Below are 18839 nucleotides of genomic sequence, written 5' to 3'. Positions count from 1 at the left end.
AAATATAACAATTATATAATGTTGCCGCACGGTGCACATCCGCGCTTCAAACCGCCGAAGTGCACTATCATCCGGCAATGTCCAACTCGTCCGTTCGGCTGCCCGGCAGCGGCCGGATCGTCAATCACGCCGGTTCTTCATGTTTCCGAAACGCCCTTCCAACTTTCTCCTGACCGTCACCTGCGCGATCGCCCTGCTGCATTTCGGCCGCGAAGTGCTGCAACCGATCACGCTGGCACTGGTGCTCAGCCTGGCGCTGGCGCCGCTGATCCGCGCCATCGGCTCGCTGGGCATCCCCCGCACCATCGCCACGTTTGCCGCGCTGGTGGTGGCGATTTCGGCGCTGGCGGGAGCGGCCGTGGTGCTGGTCGCCCAGCTGTACGCGCTGACGGCCGACCTGCCCCAGTACCGGGCGGAGATCCGCGCCAAGCTGAAGGAAGTGCAGGTACTGACCGAGCGGCCGCTGTCCCGGCTGCCGACCGAACTGCTGGAGGGCGAGCCGGCCGCGCCGGCGACCGGCACCTCGCTGCGCGCGCGCCGCGGCGCGACGCAGCCGGTACCGGTGGTGATCCGGGAGCCGACGTCCACGCAGGATTCGCTGACCCGCGCCATCGGCGTCGTTTCCGGCCCGCTCGGCACCGTCGGCCTCGTGCTGGTGCTGCTGGTATTCATCCTGCTCGACCAGGAAAACCTGCGCGACCGGCTGGTGCGCCTGGCCGGGCAGCGCGAGGTGAGCCGCACGCTGAAGGGGCTGGAGGATGCGGCGCACGGCGTCTCGCGCTTCTTCTTTTCCCAGTTCATCGTCAATATCGTGTTCGGCGCCGTCATCGGCGTGATTTTGTGGCTGCTGGGGATTCCCCATGCGGTGCTGTGGGCAGCCCTGTGTGCGGTGCTGCGCTTCGTGCCCTACATCGGCGCGCTGATCGCCGGCGGAGCGATCGCGCTGTTCGCCGCCGCGGTCGATCCGGGCTGGTCGCTCGCGCTGCTGGCGCTGGCGCTGTTCGTGGCGCTGGAAGTGGTGCTGGCGAACGTGATCGAACCGCGCGTCTACGGGCACAGCTCGGGCATGTCGCCGCTGGCGGTGATCGTGTCGGCGCTGTTCTGGAGCGCGGTGTGGGGGCCGGTGGGCCTGCTGCTGTCGACGCCGCTGACGCTGTGCCTGGTGGTGGCGGGCCGCTACATCAAGGGCCTGGAGCCGGTGACCATCCTGCTGGCCGAGGCGCCCGACGCCAGCGCGGCGCAGCGCTTCTTCCACCGCGCGCTGTCCGGCGACGCGGCCGCGATCATCGGCGATGCCCGCGTGTTCCTGCGCAAGTCCACGCTGGCGCGCTACTGCGACCAGGTCATGCTGCCCGGCCTGGCGCTGGCCATCGGCGACCTGCGCGGCGGCGTGACCGACAAGGTGCAGGAAGAGCGCCTGCGCGCCACCATCGCGCTGGTGGCCGACACGCTGGCCGCCGGCAAGCACACCGGGCGGGCGCGCCGCATGAACGTCTCGATGCTCAACGAAAGCATCGGCGCCCACCTGCGCCACCTGCGCGAAGAGCGCCTGGGGCGCTGGCAGGGTTCGCTCGACGTGCCGGCCCGCTCGATCGTGCTCAGCGTGGGATTCGCCAACATCCGCGAGGAATTCCGCAGCGAGCTGCTGGTGCTGGCGCTGCGCGAAGCCGGCATCGATGCGCGCAGCATCATGCTGGACGAAGAGGACGACGGCGAAACGCGGCCCGATGCCGAGCATCTCGTGTCGACCGTGTTCGTCGTCTATCCGATCGATACCGCGTTCGGGCCATGGTGCGAAGCCGTCGCCGCGCTGCGCGACACCCTGCCCGACGTGCCGCTGGTAACGATCCGGCCGCGCGAGGACGGCCAGGCCGATGCCGCGCTGGTGGCCGAGCGGGTCGACATGGTGCTGCAATCGTTCGAGGAAGCGCTGGCGTTCGTGGCGCCAGTAAAGGCATCGAAGCCGGCCAAGGCATAGGCGCCGGCCGAGGCATAACGCCGGTCAAGGCATGGGGCCGGCAAGGCATGGGGTTCGCAGCTCAGTCGGCGACCTTGCCCCGCAGCGCCTTGATCTTCCCGCTGCGCACCTTGGCATCGACCCGCCGCACCTGCGAGCCGCGGGTCGGCTTCGTGGCGCGGCGCACAACCGGAACGTGCGCCGCCGCGTCGACCAGCTCCTGGATGCGGCGCAGCGCCTCTTCCTTGTTCTGTTCCAGGCTGCGCGATGCCTGCGCCTTGATCACCAGCACGCCCTCCTGGGTGATGCGCGCGTCGCGCATGGCCAGCAGGCGTTCCTTCACGCGCGCCGGCAGCGACGAAGCTGCGATGTCGAACCGCGCATGCACCGCGCACGACACCTTGTTGACGTTCTGCCCGCCCGGCCCCTGGGCACGGATGGCGTTGAACTCTACTTCACTGGGATTGATGACCGCCATGCCGCCTCGCTGAACCTGACCGGCCGCACCGGCCGCGACGCGCATGATAGCGTAATCCATGAACGTGATGCCCGGCCCCCTGCGCTGCCCCAACACGGACGGCCGCGCGCCCCGAGGCGTGGTACACTTGCCGCGTTCCGTGTAACGTTATGTTTATGAGACGATTATTCGTCATCTTCCTTGCCCTGCTGTTCCCCCTGAATGTCCTCGCGCTGTCGATGTCCGTCGCCGCTCATGCGCCGGCGCCCATCGAGGCATTGGTCCTGTCGATCGACAGCCAGGCCGGTGAAGCCGTGTGCGACATCGATCCGGACGAACCGCCCGCCGGCATGGATTTCCATGACACCGTGCACGCCGCCGCACCGCTGCCGTACACCGCGCCACCCGATGCTTCGGTCTCCTCGTTCGTGCCGTCCCGGCGCGGGCGCGATCCCCTGCCGCCGATAAAACCGCCTCCCGCAGCCTGATACGGCAGCGCCGTACCGGTTGGCGTTCGCCTGCGTTCGCCTGCGCTTGCCGGCGCGCGGCCCCCCGCACTCTCCTGTTTTTCCTTCAAGAAGTACTGTTGTCTTAACGAGGTTTTATCAAATGGAATGGCTCTTCGACCCGGCAATCTGGGCGGGTTTGCTGACGCTTGTCGTCCTGGAAATCGTCCTGGGCATCGACAACCTGATTTTCATCGCGATCCTGGCGGACAAGCTGCCGCCCCACCAGCGCGACAAGGCGCGGCTGATCGGCCTGTCGCTGGCGATGCTGATGCGCCTTGGCCTGCTGACGATCGTCTCCTGGCTGGTCACGCTGACCACGCCGCTGTTTTTCGTGGCGGGCCAGGGCTTCTCCGGCCGCGACCTGATCCTGCTGGCCGGCGGCGTGTTCCTGCTGTTCAAGGCCACCATCGAACTGCATGAGCGGCTCGAAGGTGTCACCCATGCGCCGACCGGGTCGAAGGTGTATGCCGGCTTCGGCGCCGTGGTGGCGCAGATCGTCGTGCTCGATGCCGTGTTCTCGCTCGATGCCGTGATCACGGCCGTCGGCATGGTCGACGAGCTGGGCGTGATGATGGCCGCCGTCATCATCTCGATCGGCGTGATGATCCTGGCATCGAAGCCGCTGACGCGCTTCGTCAACGCGCATCCGACCGTGGTCGTGCTGTGCCTGTCGTTCCTGCTGATGATCGGCCTGTCGCTGGTGGCCGAAGGCCTGGGCTTCCATATCCCGAAGGGTTACCTGTACGCGGCCATCGGCTTCTCGATCGTGATCGAGACGCTGAACCAGTTCGCGCGCCGCAATTTCCTGAAAAGCCAGGCGCGCGTGCCGTTCCGCGACCGCACGGCCGACACCGTGCTGCGCCTGATGGGTGGCCGCAAGCGCACCGAAACCGCGGACGACACGCAGGACGCCCGGCCCGTGGAACGTGACGCGTTTGCCGTGGAGGAGCGCAATATGGTCAGCGGCGTGCTGACCCTGGGCGACCGCTCGGTGCGTTCGATCATGACGCCGCGCTCGGAAATGTCGTGGGTCAACCTCGACGATGACGCCGGCACGATCCTGCACCAACTTCAGGAAACGCCGCACAGCCTGATGCCGGTGTGCCGGGGCCAGCTGGACAACGTGCTGGGCATTGCCCGCACCAAGGACCTGATCGGCGACCTGCTGCAGCACCGTCCGATCGACGACTCCGGCGGCCGCATGCGCACGCCGATCGTGCTGCCCGATACCGCCGGCGTGCTGAAGGCGATGGAGACGCTGAAGCGCTCGCACGGCCAGGTCGTGCTGGTAACGGACGAATACGGCGTCGTGCAGGGCCTGCTGACGCCAGTCGACATCCTGGAAGCCATCGCCGGCGAATTCCCCGACGAGGACGAGGAACTGACCATCCAGCCGAAGGCGCCCGGTGTATGGGAAGTCGACGGCGCGGCCGACCTGCACCTGCTCGAACAGGTGCTGGAAACCGATACGCTGGTCAGTGACGATACCGACTACACGTCGCTGGCCGGCTTCCTGCTGGCACACTTCGAGAGCTTCCCCGAAACGGGCCAGGTGCTCGAACTCGATGGCCTGCGCTATGAAATCCTCGCCGTCGAGGAACGGCGCATCGCCAAGGTGCTGGTGTGCCGCATCGTTGCCGATACCCCGGGCGAGGCTATCCCATGAGCAAGCAAGCGGGTGGCCCCGCCCTGTCGGAAGTACTGCAGCAGCTCGCCGAGGACGGCACGCGCGAACGCATCTCGATCGGCGACCTGCTGACGGCGCTGGCCGACCGCGCGCTGGCCGCGCTGCTGTTCGTGTTCGCGTGCCCCAACGTACTGCCGACGCTGCCCGGCACCTCGGCGATCCTCGGCGCGCCGCTGGTGATCCTGGCCGCCCAGCTGGCGTTCGCGCGCAAGCCCTGGCTGCCGGCCTTCATCGCCACGCGCTCGATCGCGCGCACCGATTTCCAGGCGCTGATCGGCCGCATCCGGCCATGGCTGCTGCGCGCCGAACGCATGCTGCGCCCGCGCGGCAGTGCGTGGGCGCTGCCGCCGATGGAATACGTGGTGGGCGTGATCTGCCTGCTGCTCGCCATCGTGGTGCTGCTGCCGATCCCACTGGGCAACATGCTGCCGTCGCTGGCGATCAGCATGCTGGCGCTCGGCGTGCTGGAGCGCGATGGCGTGTGGATCGTGGCCGGGCTGGCGACCGCCGCCGCGTCGGCCGTGCTCGTTTCAGGTGTTGTATTTGCTGCAATGAAGGCATTGTTGTATATCATGATGACTTTTTGACATTTCAGGATAAACACGCATGACCGCAACATCGATCGGATGGCTGGAAGCCGCCTTGCTGGGACTGGTCCAGGGATTGACCGAATTCCTCCCCATTTCCTCCAGCGCGCACCTGCGCATCATCGGCCCGTTCCTGCCCTCCGGCATGGACCCGGGCGCCGCCTTCACCGCCATCACGCAGATCGGCACCGAGCTCGCCGTGCTGATCTACTTCCGCCACGACATCGCCCGCATCGCCGCGGCCTGGCTGCGCGGCCTGTCCGATCCCTCCCTGCGCAAGGACCCGGACGTGCGCCTGGGCTGGCTGATCATCGTCGGCTCGATCCCCATCGGCGTGCTCGGGCTGCTGCTGCAGGACGCCATCGAAACCTACCTGCGCAACCTGTACCTGACCGCCACCATGCTGATCGCCTTCGGCGTCCTGCTGGGCTTTGCCGACCGCTTCGGCAAGCAGCGGCTGTCGCTGGGCCAGATGACCTGGCGCGACGGCATCGTCTTCGGCTTCGCCCAGGCGATGGCGCTGATCCCGGGCGTGTCCCGCTCGGGCGGCACCATCACGGCCGGCCTGCTGATGGGCTATTCGCGCGAGGCCGCCGCACGCTACTCCTTCCTGCTGGCGATTCCGGCCGTGATGGCGTCCGGCGGCTACCAGCTGGTGAAAAGCTGGGGCGTGGCCGGCCCGGTGGCACCCGGCCCGACCGCGCTGGCAACCGTGGTGGCCTTCTTCGTCGGCTACGCGGTCATCGTCGGCTTCCTGAAAATCGTCAGCAGCCGCGGTTTCATGCCGTTCGTGATCTACCGGATCATGCTGGGCATCGTGCTGCTCGCATTGCTGGGCACCGGGCGCATCGCACCGATCTGACGGCAGGCATGCCGCGGTGACCAGCAAACGGCGGCTTCGGCCGCCGTTTGCTTTTCACGACCACAACATGAAGCCGCACATGGCAGCGGCGCCTCAGGGGTCTGTCCCCGCCAGTCCTTGACTGCTGCCCCGGCCACCGGCTTCAACCAAGGGGACCGACCCGGTTTTTGGCTTGACTCACTTGATAATGCATTCTCATTATCGTATAGTTCAGTCCTTTCGCCTTTGCCTGGAGCTCGATCTTGCTTTCCCTGCCACGCCGCGCCGTCCCTCCCGCCCCGCCCGTCCGTGCGCTGCCGCGCGCCGTCTTCATCGCCTGCGCGATTCACGGCATCGCCCGCGCCGCGGGTGAACCGGCCGGCGAGGCACCGTCGCAGGTCGTGGAAATCCGCGGCAGCAAGGTGGAAGAAGAACGTACCGCACCGTCCGTGGCGCCTGGCGCGCTGCCCGGCACCGTGAACACGATCACCGCCGACGACATCGCCACGCTGGCCGTCGGCCGCGACATCTCCAACATCTTCCAGCGCATTCCCGGCGTGGTGGCCAACAACATCGACCAGGGCGACACCGGCAACGGCTTCCGCATGCGCGGCTTCGCCACCCAGGGCACGCACGGCGCCGATACCGCCATCTACATCGACGGTGTGCCCCAGAACATCCCGTCCAGCCAGGGCGGCGCGGGCCATGGACCGGCGTTCCTGGAATGGATGACGGCGGACATGATCGACAGCGTCGCCGTCATCAAGGGCCCGGTCTCGGCACTGTACGGCGACCAGAACCGCGCCGGTTCGATCGCCATCGCCACCCGCGAAGGCGGCGCCGCCACGCCGTCGAGCGCGGCGATCACGCTGGCCGGCTACGGCGGCCGCCGCGCGTCGCTGACGCTGTCCGGAGAATACGGCGCGGTGCGCTCGCTGCTGGTGGCGGACCGCTACCGCAGCAATGGTTTCCGCCACGGCGCCAGCAACGACCGCACGAACCTGTTCTGGAAGCTGTCGACGACCATCGGCGACGGCATCTACAGCCTGCGCGCCAGCTATTACCGCTCCGACTACGCGGGCGCCGGCTACCTGTCGCTGCCGGCGATGGAAGCAGGCCTCGACCCGCATTCGACGCAGTTCGGCCTGCCCGGCTTCGGCGACGCCCACCGCAAGACGCTGGTGTTCAACCGCCAGCCGACTGGCGCTGCAGGCTGGTTCGCCACCGTGTATGCCGAGGATTTCCAGCGCAGCCGCGCGATCGCCACCAGCACCACGCTGCACACTTTCGGCTACGACGACCGCACGATCCTTGGCGGCCGGGCCGGCACGACCTGGGCATTCGGCGATACCGCCGTGCTGACCGCCGGTGTCGAGACCCGCTCGGACAAGGGCGATGCGCTGCGCCGCCAGTACCGGGACCGCCAGCCCACCGCCAGCTACATCAACAACCAGGAGCTCGACCTGCTGACCTACGGCGCGTTCGCGCAAGGCCAGTACCGCGTGCTGCCGGCCCTGAAGCTGCATGCCGGCGCGCGCTACGACCGCTTCGAGTACGACCTGGTCAACCGCAAGCTACCGGCGGCCTCGACTCCTTACCGGGGATCGGCATTCACGCCGAAGGTCGGGCTGCTGTGGAGCGCGCATCCCGGCCTGGACGTGTTCGCCAACGTGGCGGAAGGTTTCCGTTCGCCGGCCGCCGAGCAGATCAGCGCCAGCGGCAGCCTCGGGCCGCTGGGCGCGCCGGGCGGCCGCATCAACGCGGGCATCGATCCGAGCAAGGTGCGCTCGCACGACCTGGGCATCCAGGCCCGTCCGGCTGCCGGCTGGAACGTGGCGGGCGCCGTCTACACCATCCGCAACGACGACGAGATCGTCAACACCGCGCCGGACGTGTTCCTGCCGTCCGGCCAGACCACGCGCAGGGGTTACGAGATCGACGTCAACTGGCAGCCCGGCCGCGCCGCCAGCGCGTACCTCAGCTACGGCCGCATCCTGCGCGCCCGGCTCGACAATCCGGCACCCGGCGCCGGCGCGCTGCTGTCGGTGCCGGCGCACACGTGGAAGGCCGGCGCGCAGTACCGGAGCGCGCTCGGCGCCGGGCGCGTCACGCTGAACGGCGACATCTACGCGACCGCCCGCAACCCGTATTACACCGGCATCCCCTCGGTGCAGCGCGACATGCCCACGTACATCCGCTACAGCCTGAAATCCGGCTACGACATCGGAAAAGTGCAGGCGTCGCTGGCGCTGGTCGTCCAGCCGCACAGGTTCGCCAGCGATATCGCCTACGGTACCGCCGCCGGCCTGCTGGTGTCGACAGTGCCGCGCACGCAGCTCGAAGGCTCGCTGCGCTACTTCTTCTGACCCGCCACGACGAAAGGAAACTCCATGAACAAACTGACCGGCGTGGCCGATGCCGCGGGCCTGTTCACCTCCACCCTGTGCATGGTCCACTGCCTGGCCATGCCCGTGCTGCTGGCCTTGCTGCCCGCCATGACCTGGGCCGACGACGGGCATGTGCACGAGGTGCTGCTGGGCGTGGCGGTGGTTGCCGCGCTGCTGTCGCTGGGGCCGGGCTACCTGGCGCACCGGCGCCTTGCGGTACCGCTGCTGGGCGGCGCGGGCCTGGCCTGCCTGGCCATCGCCATGTTCGTCGTCGAGCCGCGCTTTGGCCACGATGCCGAAGCGGTGGTGAGCGTCGCCGGCGCGCTGCTGCTGTTCGGCGCGCACATGCGCAACCGGATCTGCTGCCGGCGCTGCGCGGCCAGCCTGCCGCCGGGCGCACGGCGGTGATGGCGGCGCCCGCACGGGCCGGCGCGGCGGTGGCGCCGGCTGTCGCGCTCGACGGCGTGCGTTTCAGCTGGACGGATGCCGCCGCGCCCCGCCCTGGCGTCGATTCCTCTGGCATCGATTCCTCTGGCACCGATTCCCTGGCCATCGACTCCTTCGCGATTGCGCCGGGCGAGCGGGTGTTCCTGCACGGCCCGAGCGGCTGCGGCAAGAGCACGCTGCTCGCGCTCCTGGCCGGCGTGGCCGTGCCGCAGGCCGGCACGGTGCGGATCGCCGGCACCGACATCGCCGCGCTGCCGGCGGGTGAACGCGACCGCTTCCGCGCCGACCGCATCGGCATCGTGTTCCAGCAGTTCAACCTGCTGCCGTGGCTGTCGATGGTCGACAACGTGCTGCTGGCCTGCCGCTTCTCGCGCGCGCGCCGCATGCGCGCCGCGGCGCACGGCGGACCGCGGCCCGAGGCGGAGCGCCTGCTGGACCGGCTCGGACTGCCCGCGGCGCTGCACCGGCGGCCGGTGGCGCAGCTCAGCGTCGGCCAGCAGCAGCGCGTGGCCGCGGCGCGGGCGCTGATCGGCCAGCCCGACCTGGTGATGGCGGACGAGCCGACTTCCGCGCTCGACGACGCCAACAGGAATCAGTTCATGGACCTGCTGCTGTCCGAATGCGCCGCGCCGTCGGCCCTGCTGTTCGTCAGCCACGACCTGCGGCTGGCGGCGCGCTTCGACCGGAGCGTCGCGCTGGCCGGCTTGCATCGCCCGGCATGATGGCGATCCTGAGCCTGGCCTGGCACAGCGCCCGCAGCCGCCGTTTCGCCCTGCTGCTGACGTTCGGCTCGATCGTGCTGTCCGTTACCCTGCTGCTCGGCGTCGAACGCCTGCGCCATGCCGCGCGCGACGGCTTTTCCACGGCGCTGGCCGGCACCGATCTCGTCGTCGGCCCGCGCAGCCACCCGATACAACTGCTGCTGTCCTCCGTGTTCCACATCGGCGAACCCGCTGCCGGCATGGACTGGCACAGCGCGCAGCGCATCGCCGCCGACCCTGCCGTGGCGTGGACCATCCCGATCGCGCTGGGCGACTCGCACCGCGGCTTTCCCGTGGTGGGCACCACCACGGCCTACTTCGATCATTACCGGCATGGCCGCGGCCGCGCGCTGGCATTCGCGGCCGGCGGCCGTTTCGATGCCCTGTTCGACGTGGTACTGGGCGCGGAGGTGGCACGCCGCCTCGGCTACCGGCCCGGCGACAGGCTGACCCTGAGCCACGGCGCCGCCGACCTGGGCGAATCCCACCATCACGACAAGCCGTTCACGGTCGCCGGCGTGCTCGCACCGACCGGCACGCCGGTGGACCGCGCGCTGCACATCGCCCTCCCGGCGATGACGGCGATCCACCTGGACTGGCATGGCGGCGCGCACGTGCCCGGCCTGTCGATCGGCGCAGCGGACGTGCACAAGTTCGACCTGCACCCCGAACAGGTGACGGCCGTGCTGGTCGGCCTGAAGCAGCGCGCCGCCGCGCTGCGCATGCAGCGGGCCATCGGCAGCGATGCGGCGGAACCGCTGACCGCGGTCATCCCCGGCGTGGCGCTGCGCCAGCTGTGGGACATCACGAGCTCGGTCGAGCACTTGATGCGCGCGATTGCCGCGCTGGTGCTGGCGGTGGCGCTGGCCGGGCTGGCCGCCGCCGTACTGGCCGGCCTGAACGAACGGCGGCGCGAGCTGGCGATACTGCGCGCGGTGGGCGCCCGGCCGGCCCACATCTTCCTGCTGCTGCTGTGCGAAGGCCTGGGGCTGACCGTGGCCGGCGCCGCCGCCGGAATGGCGCTGCTGCAAGTGGCGGCGCTGGCGCTGGCGCCATGGGCCCAGGCGCACTGGGGGCTGTCGATCGATGCCTTCCGGCCCGGCATCGGGGAGATGCGGCTGCTTGCCGCCGTACTTGCCGCCGGGCTCATTGCCAGCGTCATCCCGGGGGTACGCGCCTACCGGCTGGCGCTGGCGGATGGACTGGCGCCCAGGACATGAAGCGCATACCGGCAATCCTGGCGATCTTGGCGGGCATCGCCGCCGCCGCGGGCGGTGCACTGTGGATGCGCGACGATACGCAGGCGCCGCCGGCACCTCCTGCGACTATCCCTGCCCCTGCCCCGTCCCCGGCTCCTGCCGCAAGGGCCGCCAAGCCGCTGCAGGACGTCGAATGGTTTGCGCTGGCACCGCAGGACTGGGAACCGGTGAAGACCTTCAACGACGACATCGCCCGCCTGCAGGACAACGATCCCCGGGCGATGGCGGCGCTGGAACGGCTGCGCGCGGCATGGGCCGACGCACCGGTGGAACCGACGATGGACGGCGAACGTATCCGCATTGGCGGCTACATGATCCCGCTGGACAGCGAGGGCGACGCCGTCGGCGAATTCCTGCTGGTGCCTTACTTCGGCGCCTGCATCCACGCGCCGCCGCCGCCGGCCAACCAGGTAATCCACGTCACGCTCGACCGGCCGGTGACGGGCATCGGCATGATGGATCCGATCCACGTCAGCGGCACGCTGCGCATTGCGCGCAACCGCAGCCCCGACAGCGTGGCGGGCCTGATCGACGCGATCGGCTACGACATGCGGGCAGAAGCCGTGGTGCGCTACGAGGTGCCGCATTGAGCGGCGTGCCGGTGACGCCCGCGTTTCTCTCATCGGAATGATTGAAAGGGTCCCGGCGGCCGGTTGACAATGCCGGTATCGACCACCAATCGGGAAATCCCATGCATTCGTTCACCGCGACCAGGCTTGCCATTGCCACTACCGGGCTGCTGCTGGCCGCTTCCGCCTCCGCCGCGCCGGACGGCAAGCGCATCTTCCAGAACAACTGCGCGATCTGCCACACGGCGACGCCCGACATGGCGGCGCTGGCCGGCCCGCCGCTGTTCAACACGCTCGGCCGCAAGGTGGCGGGCGTACCGGGCTTCGGCTATTCGCCGGCGCTGGCAGCCGCCGGCGCCCGGGGCAAACGCTGGACGGCGCAGGAGCTCGACCTGTTCCTGAAAGACCCGGCGGCCTACGCGCCCGGCACGACGATGCCGATCGCCGTGCCCGATGCCGGCGAGCGGGCCGCGCTCGTTGCCTGGCTCGGCACCGCGAAGGGCAAGGAGTCTGCCGCCGCTGCAACCGCACCGGCGCAGGCGGCGACGGCGGCCACGCGCGGCGAGGAACACTGGAGCGACGACGCGCCGGGCCGCATCCACGAAGTGCGCATGGCCGACCTGCCGCCGCCGTTTGCCAGCGCCAGCGCCGGCAACAACCCGCGCACCGTGCCGCGCCCGCAGGGCGTGCTGCCCGCCGTGCCGGACAAGTTCAGCGTCAACCTGTGGGCCACCGATCCGGACCGCGGCCGGGTGATGGCCAAGGCGCCGAACGGCGACATCTTCATCTCGTCGACGACGAAGCGGCTGATCAAGGTGTTCCGCTCGTCCACCGGCGAAAAGGCCGACCGGGTCAGCGTGTTCGCCGCTAAGCTGGACCGGCCGTTCGGCTTCGCCTTCTGGCCCGCCGGCCCGAACCCGCAGTACCTGTACGTGGCGAACGTGAACTCGATCGTGCGTTTCCCGTACCGGAACGGCGACCTGGTCGCCACCGCGGAGCCGGAAGTGGTGGTGCCGAAGCTGACGGCCGAAACCGGCAGCCATTCGTCGCGCACGCTGGTGTTCTCCGCCGACGGCAAGACGATGTTCCTGTCGATCGGATCGGCATCGAACGTGGCCGAGGAGATCGGCCTGACACCGCCGGAGCCGCTGGCGCAGTGGGAGGAAAAGCATGGCCTGGGCGCACCGTGGGGTTCCGAATTCGACCGCGCGCTGGTGCTGGCGTTCGACCCGGACGGCAAGAACAGGCGCACCTTCGCCACCGGCCTGCGCAACTGCGTCGGCATGTACCTGTACCCGCGCACGGGCGACCTGCTGTGCAGCGTGAACGAGCGCGACCTCCTGGGCGACAACCTGCCGCCCGACTACCTGACGCGCGTGAAGGCCGGCGCCCACTACGGCTGGCCGTGGTACTACATTGGCGACCACGAGGAGCCGCGCCTGAAAGGGCACCGCCCCGACCTGAAAGGCAAGGTCACCGCGCCGGACCTGCTGCTGACCGCGCACTCGGCGCCGCTCGGCATGATCATGTACGCCGCGCCGCCCGCCGCAAAGGCCCGCTTCCCGGTGGAATACGACGGCGACCTGTTCCTGGCCCTGCACGGCTCCTGGAACCGCGCCACCCGCACCGGCTCGAAGGTGGTGCGCGTGTTCATGAAGGATGGTGTGCCGTCCGGGAAATACCAGGACTTCATGACCGGCTTCGTGGTCAGCGACAAGGAAGTGTGGGGACGCCCCTCCTCCGTGGTGGTACAGGACGACGGCTCGCTGCTGGTGGACGACGACGTGACCGGCGAGATCTGGCGGGTGGCGCCGAAGTAGCGGTTGGCGAAAGGGCTGCAGCCGAGATTGTGCAGCCCGATGTGGACATGGCGGCAGCGTCGCAGGGTCTGCCACTCAACCGCCATTTGCAACATCGCGCTGCCCAGCCAAAGGCTCATTTGCCAATGCGAATGATTCCCATTACAATACCTGCCCACAATAACCCCCGCCCGAAACCCCATGAACAAACTGCTGCTCTCCCTCGCCATCCTCGCCGCCCCCGCCGCCCAGGCCCACCATGTCTGGCTGGAACAGGACGGCAAGACCGTCAAGCTGCAGTTCGGCGAGTTCGGCCTGAACCAGCGCGAGACGACCCCGGGGCTGCTGGACAAGTTCGTGGCCCCGAGCGCCACGCTGATCGGCGCCGCGGGCGAGCGCGCGCTGACGGCCGACAAGACCGCGAAGGGCTTCGTGCTGTCCGGCGCGCCGGCCGCCGGCGAATCGGTCGTGGCCGAGGAAGCCAGTTACCCGTCGTGGGAGACCACCAAGGATGGCAAGGTCAGCACCCACGTGTGGATCCCGGCCGCGCGCCTGGTGACGAACTTCGCGGCCCAGCAGCCGAAGCTGGCGCTCGACATCGTGCCGACCGGGACCGCCGGGCAGTTCAAGGTGTTCTACAAGGGCCAGCCACTGCCGAAAGTGGCCGTCAACGCCACCGTGCCGAGCGGCTGGACCCGGGAAGCCACGACCGACGAGCAGGGCGCGGTGCAGTTCGACCTGCCGTGGCGCGGCGTGTACGTGCTGGAAACCAAGCACACCGACAAGACCGGCGGCGAGCGAGCCGGCAAGGCCTATGCCAGCGCCAGCTACGTGACGTCGCTGACCGTCAGCCAGCCGAAGGGACTGGCCGCGCTGCCGGCCGGCCCGGTGATGGCACCGGAAGCGGCGCACTGACAACGCTCGCCGCGCAACCCGCAGCGCGGCCCTGCACAACGCTCTATTGATCGTAGCTATGGTGGAACGGCCGGTACACGCCGGTCGCGGCGGCCGGCTGGCCGAACCAGCGCAGCAGCGGCGCCGGCCACGCCGATGCGAGCGGGTACAGCGTGAACGTCCCCGCGATCTCGCGGATGCCGTCCAGCGGCAGCATGACTTCCGGCTTCGTCAGCTTGTTGCCCAGGCTGCCGATCAGCGCGTTGTGGCTGACGAGGATCTGCTCCCCTTCCCGTTCGACCGCCACGTCGCCTGACGGCATCGTCACGGCAAAGCCCGCGCCGGCGGCCGTGGTCAGCGCCGCCACGTCCGTTTCGCGGCGGTTGCCGCGGAAGCGCAGGTCGGCCTCGTTCAGGTGGAACAGGCCGAATTCGTTGAGCCGGTCCTTGCCGGGATAGCCGGCATGCGGTCCCTGGCCGATCCAGCGGAATTCGCCCAGGCTGGCCGGCGCGGCGATGGACAGCCCCGCCTCCGACAGCGTGCCCTTCGCGTGATCGGGCCGGAAGGCATACTGCACGGCGATGGCGCCACCGGCGTCGGCGGTGTCCATCGTGAGCCGGTAGCCGCCCACCAGCGCCTCATCCTCCGCGCCGGGCTTCGGATAGCGGCCGGACACCTCCACCTGCACGCCGGTGCCGACGCGCGTCATGGCGACCTTCGCCTGTTGCAGCGTGGCCAGTGCCGTGGCGGTCCACAGGCCGCCCTCCTTGCCATTGAGCTGTTCGACCATCGTCGGCCGCCGGCCGGTATGCGGCGCCAGGCCGGCCACCAGTATGCGGCCGTCGCGGTCGGTGATCGATACGTCGCCCGAATGGCGCTTCACTGTCAGGATCCAGTGCGGCGCGGTGATCCTGTACGCGGAGTGGGTTTCGCTGACCTTGAGCGGCTCGCCGGGCGTCGATGCCAGCGCCTCGTCGAGCACCTGTCGACGCGACGCCGCGGGCAGGTCGAGCCGGACCACCCGTTCGTTGACCTGCATGCCGGTCTCGTCGACGGCGCGCACTTCCAGCGCCAGCACATCGCCGGCGGCGTCGGCCGGAATCTCGACCGGGATGCGCACCGTTTCCCTGCCGCGTGCCGGCGTGCGTGGCGCGGCCTTGCCCTGCCCGATCCCCTTGCCGTTGCGCTGCAGCACCCAGTGCAGCGTGATCCCGGCCAGGGAGCGGAAATCGTGGCGGTTCTCGACCGTCAGCGCAATCTGCTGCCTGCCGGGGCGCACGGCCGCCTGGCGTTCGGCGATCTGCACCGGTGCATAGACCTTGCGCATCTGCCAGAAATCGGACTGCGGCGTACGGTCCGCATAGGTCACGCCATCGGCGCCGTCCAGCCCGTGCGTGTCGAAGTACTGCCGTTCGTTCAGCCACACCAGCTGGGTGGGCTTGCCGGTGTCGACCGGCTGCGCGCTGTTGCGCAGGATGCCCTGGTCCATGAAGTGCCAGATCGAGCCGCCGGCAAACACCGGGTGTTTCTGGATGATGTCCCACTGATCCTGGAGGCGGTCGGTGGCCAGCCCCAGCGCATGCGCGTACTCGGTGAAGATCGTCGGCCGGTCCAGCTTCGCCGCGTAATCGGCCATGCGCGCATTGGTGGGGTAATGCGGCGCATGAAGTTCGACCCAGGCCGGGATTTTCTCGTAATTGGCGGCGAAATAGCTGCCGATCTTCGGGATGGTCACCGGCCGGCCAGGATCGAGCGACTTGGCCAGCCTGGCCGCTTCCAGCTCGGCATCGGTGATCGGGTTCTCATTGCCGATGCTCCAGACCAGCACCGACGCCCGGTTCTTGTCGCGCAGGATGGTCGGCTCCACCCGCGCCAGGATATTGGCGCGGTACTCGGGCTTCTCCAGGTTTTTTTCGCCGTGGCCGATCGACACCTCGTCCATCACGTACATGCCCATCTCGTCGCACAGTTCCAGCAGCCGCACGTCCGGCGGGTAGTGCGACGTACGCAGGTAATTGACGTTCCCCTTCTTCATCAGTTCGATATCGCGCCGCATCTGCTCCACGGTGATGGCCCGCCCATGCCGCGGTTCCAGGTCGTGGTGGTTCACGCCGCGCATCTTGATCGGCCGCCCGTTCAGCAGCAGCACGCCGTTGGCGATGGACACTTCGCGCAGGCCCACGCGTTCTTCCAGCACCTGCACCGGCTTGCCACCCACCGACACCGTCAGCCGCAGGCGATACAGCGATGGCGTCTCGGCGCTCCACAGGCTGGGCTTTGCCACGCGGATGGTGCCGGCGCTGCCCTGCGCAGTGCCGCGTTGCAGCGCCGCCTCGCCGGCCAGGCGGCCGTCCGGCCCATACAACTGCGCGCGAACGTCGCCATCGGGCCGGCTCAGGTCCACGGCAACGGACAGTTCCGCCGCACCGCCTGTGCCAAGCTTCGTGGCTGTCGTCAGGTCCCGCACATGGGTCTCGGGCACCGAGAACAGCGTGACGTCGCGGTAGATGCCGGACAGCGACCAGTCGTCGTTCAGGTCGAATTCGAACCCGAGGGGCTTGGTGGTCACCCGGACCGCCAGCACGTTCTCGCTGCCATCGCGCAGCAGTCCGCTGACGTCGAAGGTGTGCCGGTTGAACGCGCTGGCGCTCGACTCGCCGGCCTTCTTCCCGTTGACCCAGACCTCGTAGCCGAATGCCACCCCTTCGAAGCGCAGGAAGGTGCGCCTGCCCTGCCAGCCGTCCGGCACGGCGAACGTGCGGCGGTACAGGCCGAGGCCATCCTTCAGTTCGTCGGCATACGACGGTTCGGCGAAGCCCTTCAGCTCCCAGTTGGCGGGAACCGGGATGGTGGCCCAAGCCGCCACGTCGAAACCGGGCGCAGCGAAGCCGCCGTCGGCGCCTGCATCGAGGCCCGGCACGTAGCGGAAGGCCCACTCGCCGTTCAGCGAACGCGTGAAGGCGGGATCGCGCGACGCATATGCCTCGGCGGCGATGGCGGATGTGCCGGCGCACAGGATGGCAAGCAGGAAAGCGTGGGTGGTACGTTGGAATGCGTTCATCGGCGGTTCGTTCGGAAGTTTCACCAGGACGCCTATCTTGGCGGCATTCTCCCCGCAATGCGCCCTTGCCCGCGAATCACTCACGCCGATGATCGCCTCCCCATGCGCCGCGGCGGCGACGCGCCGGCACCGCCTTGTGCTAAGTTAGGATCATCCGTAGCCCGACATCCCGGGCATCACCGATCGGAGGCAGCCATGAGCCGGATTACCCATATCGTCGGCACCCGCACCTACGGGTTCGCCGGCCTGCGCGAACTGATGGCGAAGGCCACGCCGGCCAGGTCGGGCGACTACCTTGCCGGCGTGGCGGCCGGCAGCGCCGAAGAGAGAGTGGCGGCGCAGATGGCCCTTGCCGCCCTGCCCCTGGCCACCTTCCTGAACGAAGCCCTGGTGCCATACGAAAGCGACGAGGTCACGCGCCTGATCGTCGACGGGCACGATGCCGCCGCGTTCGCCCCCATTCGCCACCTGACGGTCGGCGACTTCCGCGACTGGCTGCTGGGCGACGATGCCGATACGCCGGCGCTGGCACGCATCGCGCCGGGCATCACGCCGGAAATGGCCGCCGCCGTCTCGAAGATCATGCGCATCCAGGACCTGGTGCTGGTGGCGCGCAAGTGCCGCACCGTCACGCGGTTCCGCAACACGATCGGCCTGCCGGGCACGCTGTCGACGCGGCTGCAGCCGAACCATCCCACCGACGATCCTTCCGGCGTTGCCGCCAGCATTTTCGACGGCCTGATGCACGGCAGCGGCGATGCCGTCATCGGCATCAATCCCGCCACCGACAACGTGCCGCAGGTGATGCGGCTGCTGTCGATGCTCGACGAGATCATCGCCCGCCATGCCATTCCCACGCAGTCGTGCGTGCTGACCCACGTGACCAACACCATTGCCGCCATCGAACGGGGCGCGCCGGTCGACCTGGTGTTCCAGTCCATCGCCGGCACGCAGGCGGCAAACGCCAGTTTCGGCATCGACCTCGCGCTGCTGGGCGAAGCGCGCGCGGCGGCGCTGTCGCTGGGGCGCGGCACGGCTGGCGACAACGTGATGTACTTCGAGACGGGCCAGGGCAGCGCCCTGTCGGCCGGCGCCCACCACGGCCTCGACCAGCAGACCTGCGAGGCGCGCGCCTATGCGGTGGCGCGCAGGTTCGCGCCGCTGCTGGTGAACAGCGTGGTCGGCTTCATCGGCCCGGAGTACCTGTACGACGGCAAGCAGATCACCCGGGCCGGCCTGGAAGACCACTTCTGCGGCAAGCTGCTGGGCCTGCCGATGGGCTGCGACGTGTGCTACACCAACCACGCCGAAGCCGACCAGGACGACATGGACGTGCTGCTGACGATGCTCGGCGCGGCCGGCTGCACCTACGTGATGGGCGTGCCCGGCGCGGACGACATCATGCTGAACTACCAGACCACCTCGTTCCACGACGCGCTGTACCTGCGCCGCGCGCTGGGCCTGGCGCCGGCGCCCGAGTTCGCCGCGTGGCTGCGCGGCATGGGCATCTTTACCGGCGATGGCGACAGCGGCGGTGATGGCAGCCTGGATGGCGGCTTCCGGCTGGGCCGCGCATTGCCGGCGCCGTTCGAGCAGGCGCTGCTGCGCATTTCCTGAAGGAGCC

15 protein-coding genes are annotated in these 18839 nt (G+C 69.0%); 13 read left to right on the top strand and 2 right to left on the bottom strand.

The window, feature by feature from the left end; genetic code table 11:
• The first annotated feature begins 139 nt into the window (after positions 1 to 139).
• On the top strand, positions 140 to 1978 hold the full coding sequence (locus ACY34H_RS11940; protein WP_464977707.1) for an AI-2E family transporter: 1839 nt from the start codon (positions 140 to 142) through the stop codon (positions 1976 to 1978).
• A gap of 61 nt (positions 1979 to 2039) precedes the next feature.
• On the opposite strand, the gene arfB is transcribed toward ACY34H_RS11940, so the two are convergent.
• Positions 2040 to 2435, bottom strand: a complete 396-nt coding sequence (gene arfB / locus ACY34H_RS11935) for an alternative ribosome rescue aminoacyl-tRNA hydrolase ArfB (protein ID WP_464977820.1) — start codon at positions 2433 to 2435, stop codon at positions 2040 to 2042.
• 155 nt (positions 2436 to 2590) lie between these two features.
• Here arfB and ACY34H_RS11930 point away from each other — a divergent pair, with 155 nt between their 5' ends.
• The 11 genes from ACY34H_RS11930 (at position 2591) to ACY34H_RS11880 (ending at position 14175) form a co-directional block, all read left to right on the top strand.
• Positions 2591 to 2902: a hypothetical protein gene (locus ACY34H_RS11930; protein WP_464977706.1), complete on the top strand. Its 312-nt coding sequence runs from the start codon at positions 2591 to 2593 to the stop codon at positions 2900 to 2902.
• Positions 2903 to 3023: 121 nt separating this feature from the next.
• A complete protein-coding gene (locus ACY34H_RS11925; protein WP_464977705.1) occupies positions 3024 to 4589 on the top strand; it encodes a TerC family protein in 1566 nt (521 codons plus the stop codon).
• Entirely contained in the window at positions 4586 to 5197 is a 612-nt protein-coding gene (locus ACY34H_RS11920) for an exopolysaccharide biosynthesis protein (RefSeq protein ID WP_464977704.1), read from the top strand. Before ACY34H_RS11925 ends, ACY34H_RS11920 begins: the two co-directional genes overlap by 4 nt.
• A 19-nt stretch (positions 5198 to 5216) precedes the next feature.
• Complete coding sequence (locus ACY34H_RS11915; protein WP_464977703.1) at positions 5217 to 6059, top strand: undecaprenyl-diphosphate phosphatase; 843 nt, start codon at positions 5217 to 5219, stop codon at positions 6057 to 6059.
• A gap of 242 nt (positions 6060 to 6301) precedes the next feature.
• Entirely contained in the window at positions 6302 to 8404 is a 2103-nt protein-coding gene (locus tag ACY34H_RS11910; protein ID WP_464977702.1) for a TonB-dependent receptor, read from the top strand.
• A 24-nt stretch (positions 8405 to 8428) separates the two neighbouring features.
• Entirely contained in the window at positions 8429 to 8833 is a 405-nt protein-coding gene (locus tag ACY34H_RS11905) for a MerC domain-containing protein (protein WP_464977701.1), read from the top strand.
• Positions 8833 to 9594, top strand: coding sequence for an ABC transporter ATP-binding protein (locus ACY34H_RS11900; protein ID WP_464977700.1), 762 nt, complete (start codon positions 8833 to 8835; stop codon positions 9592 to 9594). Before ACY34H_RS11905 ends, ACY34H_RS11900 begins: the two co-directional genes overlap by 1 nt.
• Positions 9591 to 10853, top strand: a complete 1263-nt coding sequence (locus ACY34H_RS11895; protein ID WP_464977699.1) for an ABC transporter permease — start codon at positions 9591 to 9593, stop codon at positions 10851 to 10853. The genes ACY34H_RS11900 and ACY34H_RS11895 overlap by 4 nt, the downstream gene beginning before the upstream one ends.
• On the top strand, positions 10850 to 11482 hold the full coding sequence (locus ACY34H_RS11890; protein WP_464977698.1) for a DUF3299 domain-containing protein: 633 nt from the start codon (positions 10850 to 10852) through the stop codon (positions 11480 to 11482). The genes ACY34H_RS11895 and ACY34H_RS11890 overlap by 4 nt, the downstream gene beginning before the upstream one ends.
• Before the next feature lie 101 nt (positions 11483 to 11583).
• Positions 11584 to 13281 (top strand): PQQ-dependent sugar dehydrogenase, encoded by a 1698-nt coding sequence (locus ACY34H_RS11885; RefSeq protein WP_464977697.1) that lies wholly within the window; start codon positions 11584 to 11586, stop codon positions 13279 to 13281.
• 180 nt (positions 13282 to 13461) lie between these two features.
• Positions 13462 to 14175: a DUF4198 domain-containing protein gene (locus tag ACY34H_RS11880; RefSeq protein WP_464977696.1), complete on the top strand. Its 714-nt coding sequence runs from the start codon at positions 13462 to 13464 to the stop codon at positions 14173 to 14175.
• A 43-nt stretch (positions 14176 to 14218) separates the two neighbouring features.
• Here ACY34H_RS11880 and ACY34H_RS11875 read toward each other — a convergent pair whose 3' ends face one another.
• Entirely contained in the window at positions 14219 to 17215 is a 2997-nt protein-coding gene (locus ACY34H_RS11875; RefSeq protein ID WP_464977695.1) for a glycoside hydrolase family 2 TIM barrel-domain containing protein, read from the bottom strand.
• A 195-nt stretch (positions 17216 to 17410) separates the two neighbouring features.
• Here ACY34H_RS11875 and ACY34H_RS11870 point away from each other — a divergent pair, with 195 nt between their 5' ends.
• A complete protein-coding gene (locus ACY34H_RS11870; protein ID WP_464977694.1) occupies positions 17411 to 18832 on the top strand; it encodes an ethanolamine ammonia-lyase subunit EutB in 1422 nt (473 codons plus the stop codon).
• Positions 18833 to 18839: the final 7 nt, after the last annotated feature.

This window comes from Pseudoduganella sp. jia 9 (assembly GCF_055502615.1).
Note: the sequence above shows the minus strand (reverse complement) of the source record. Positions and strands in the feature narration are given on the sequence as shown.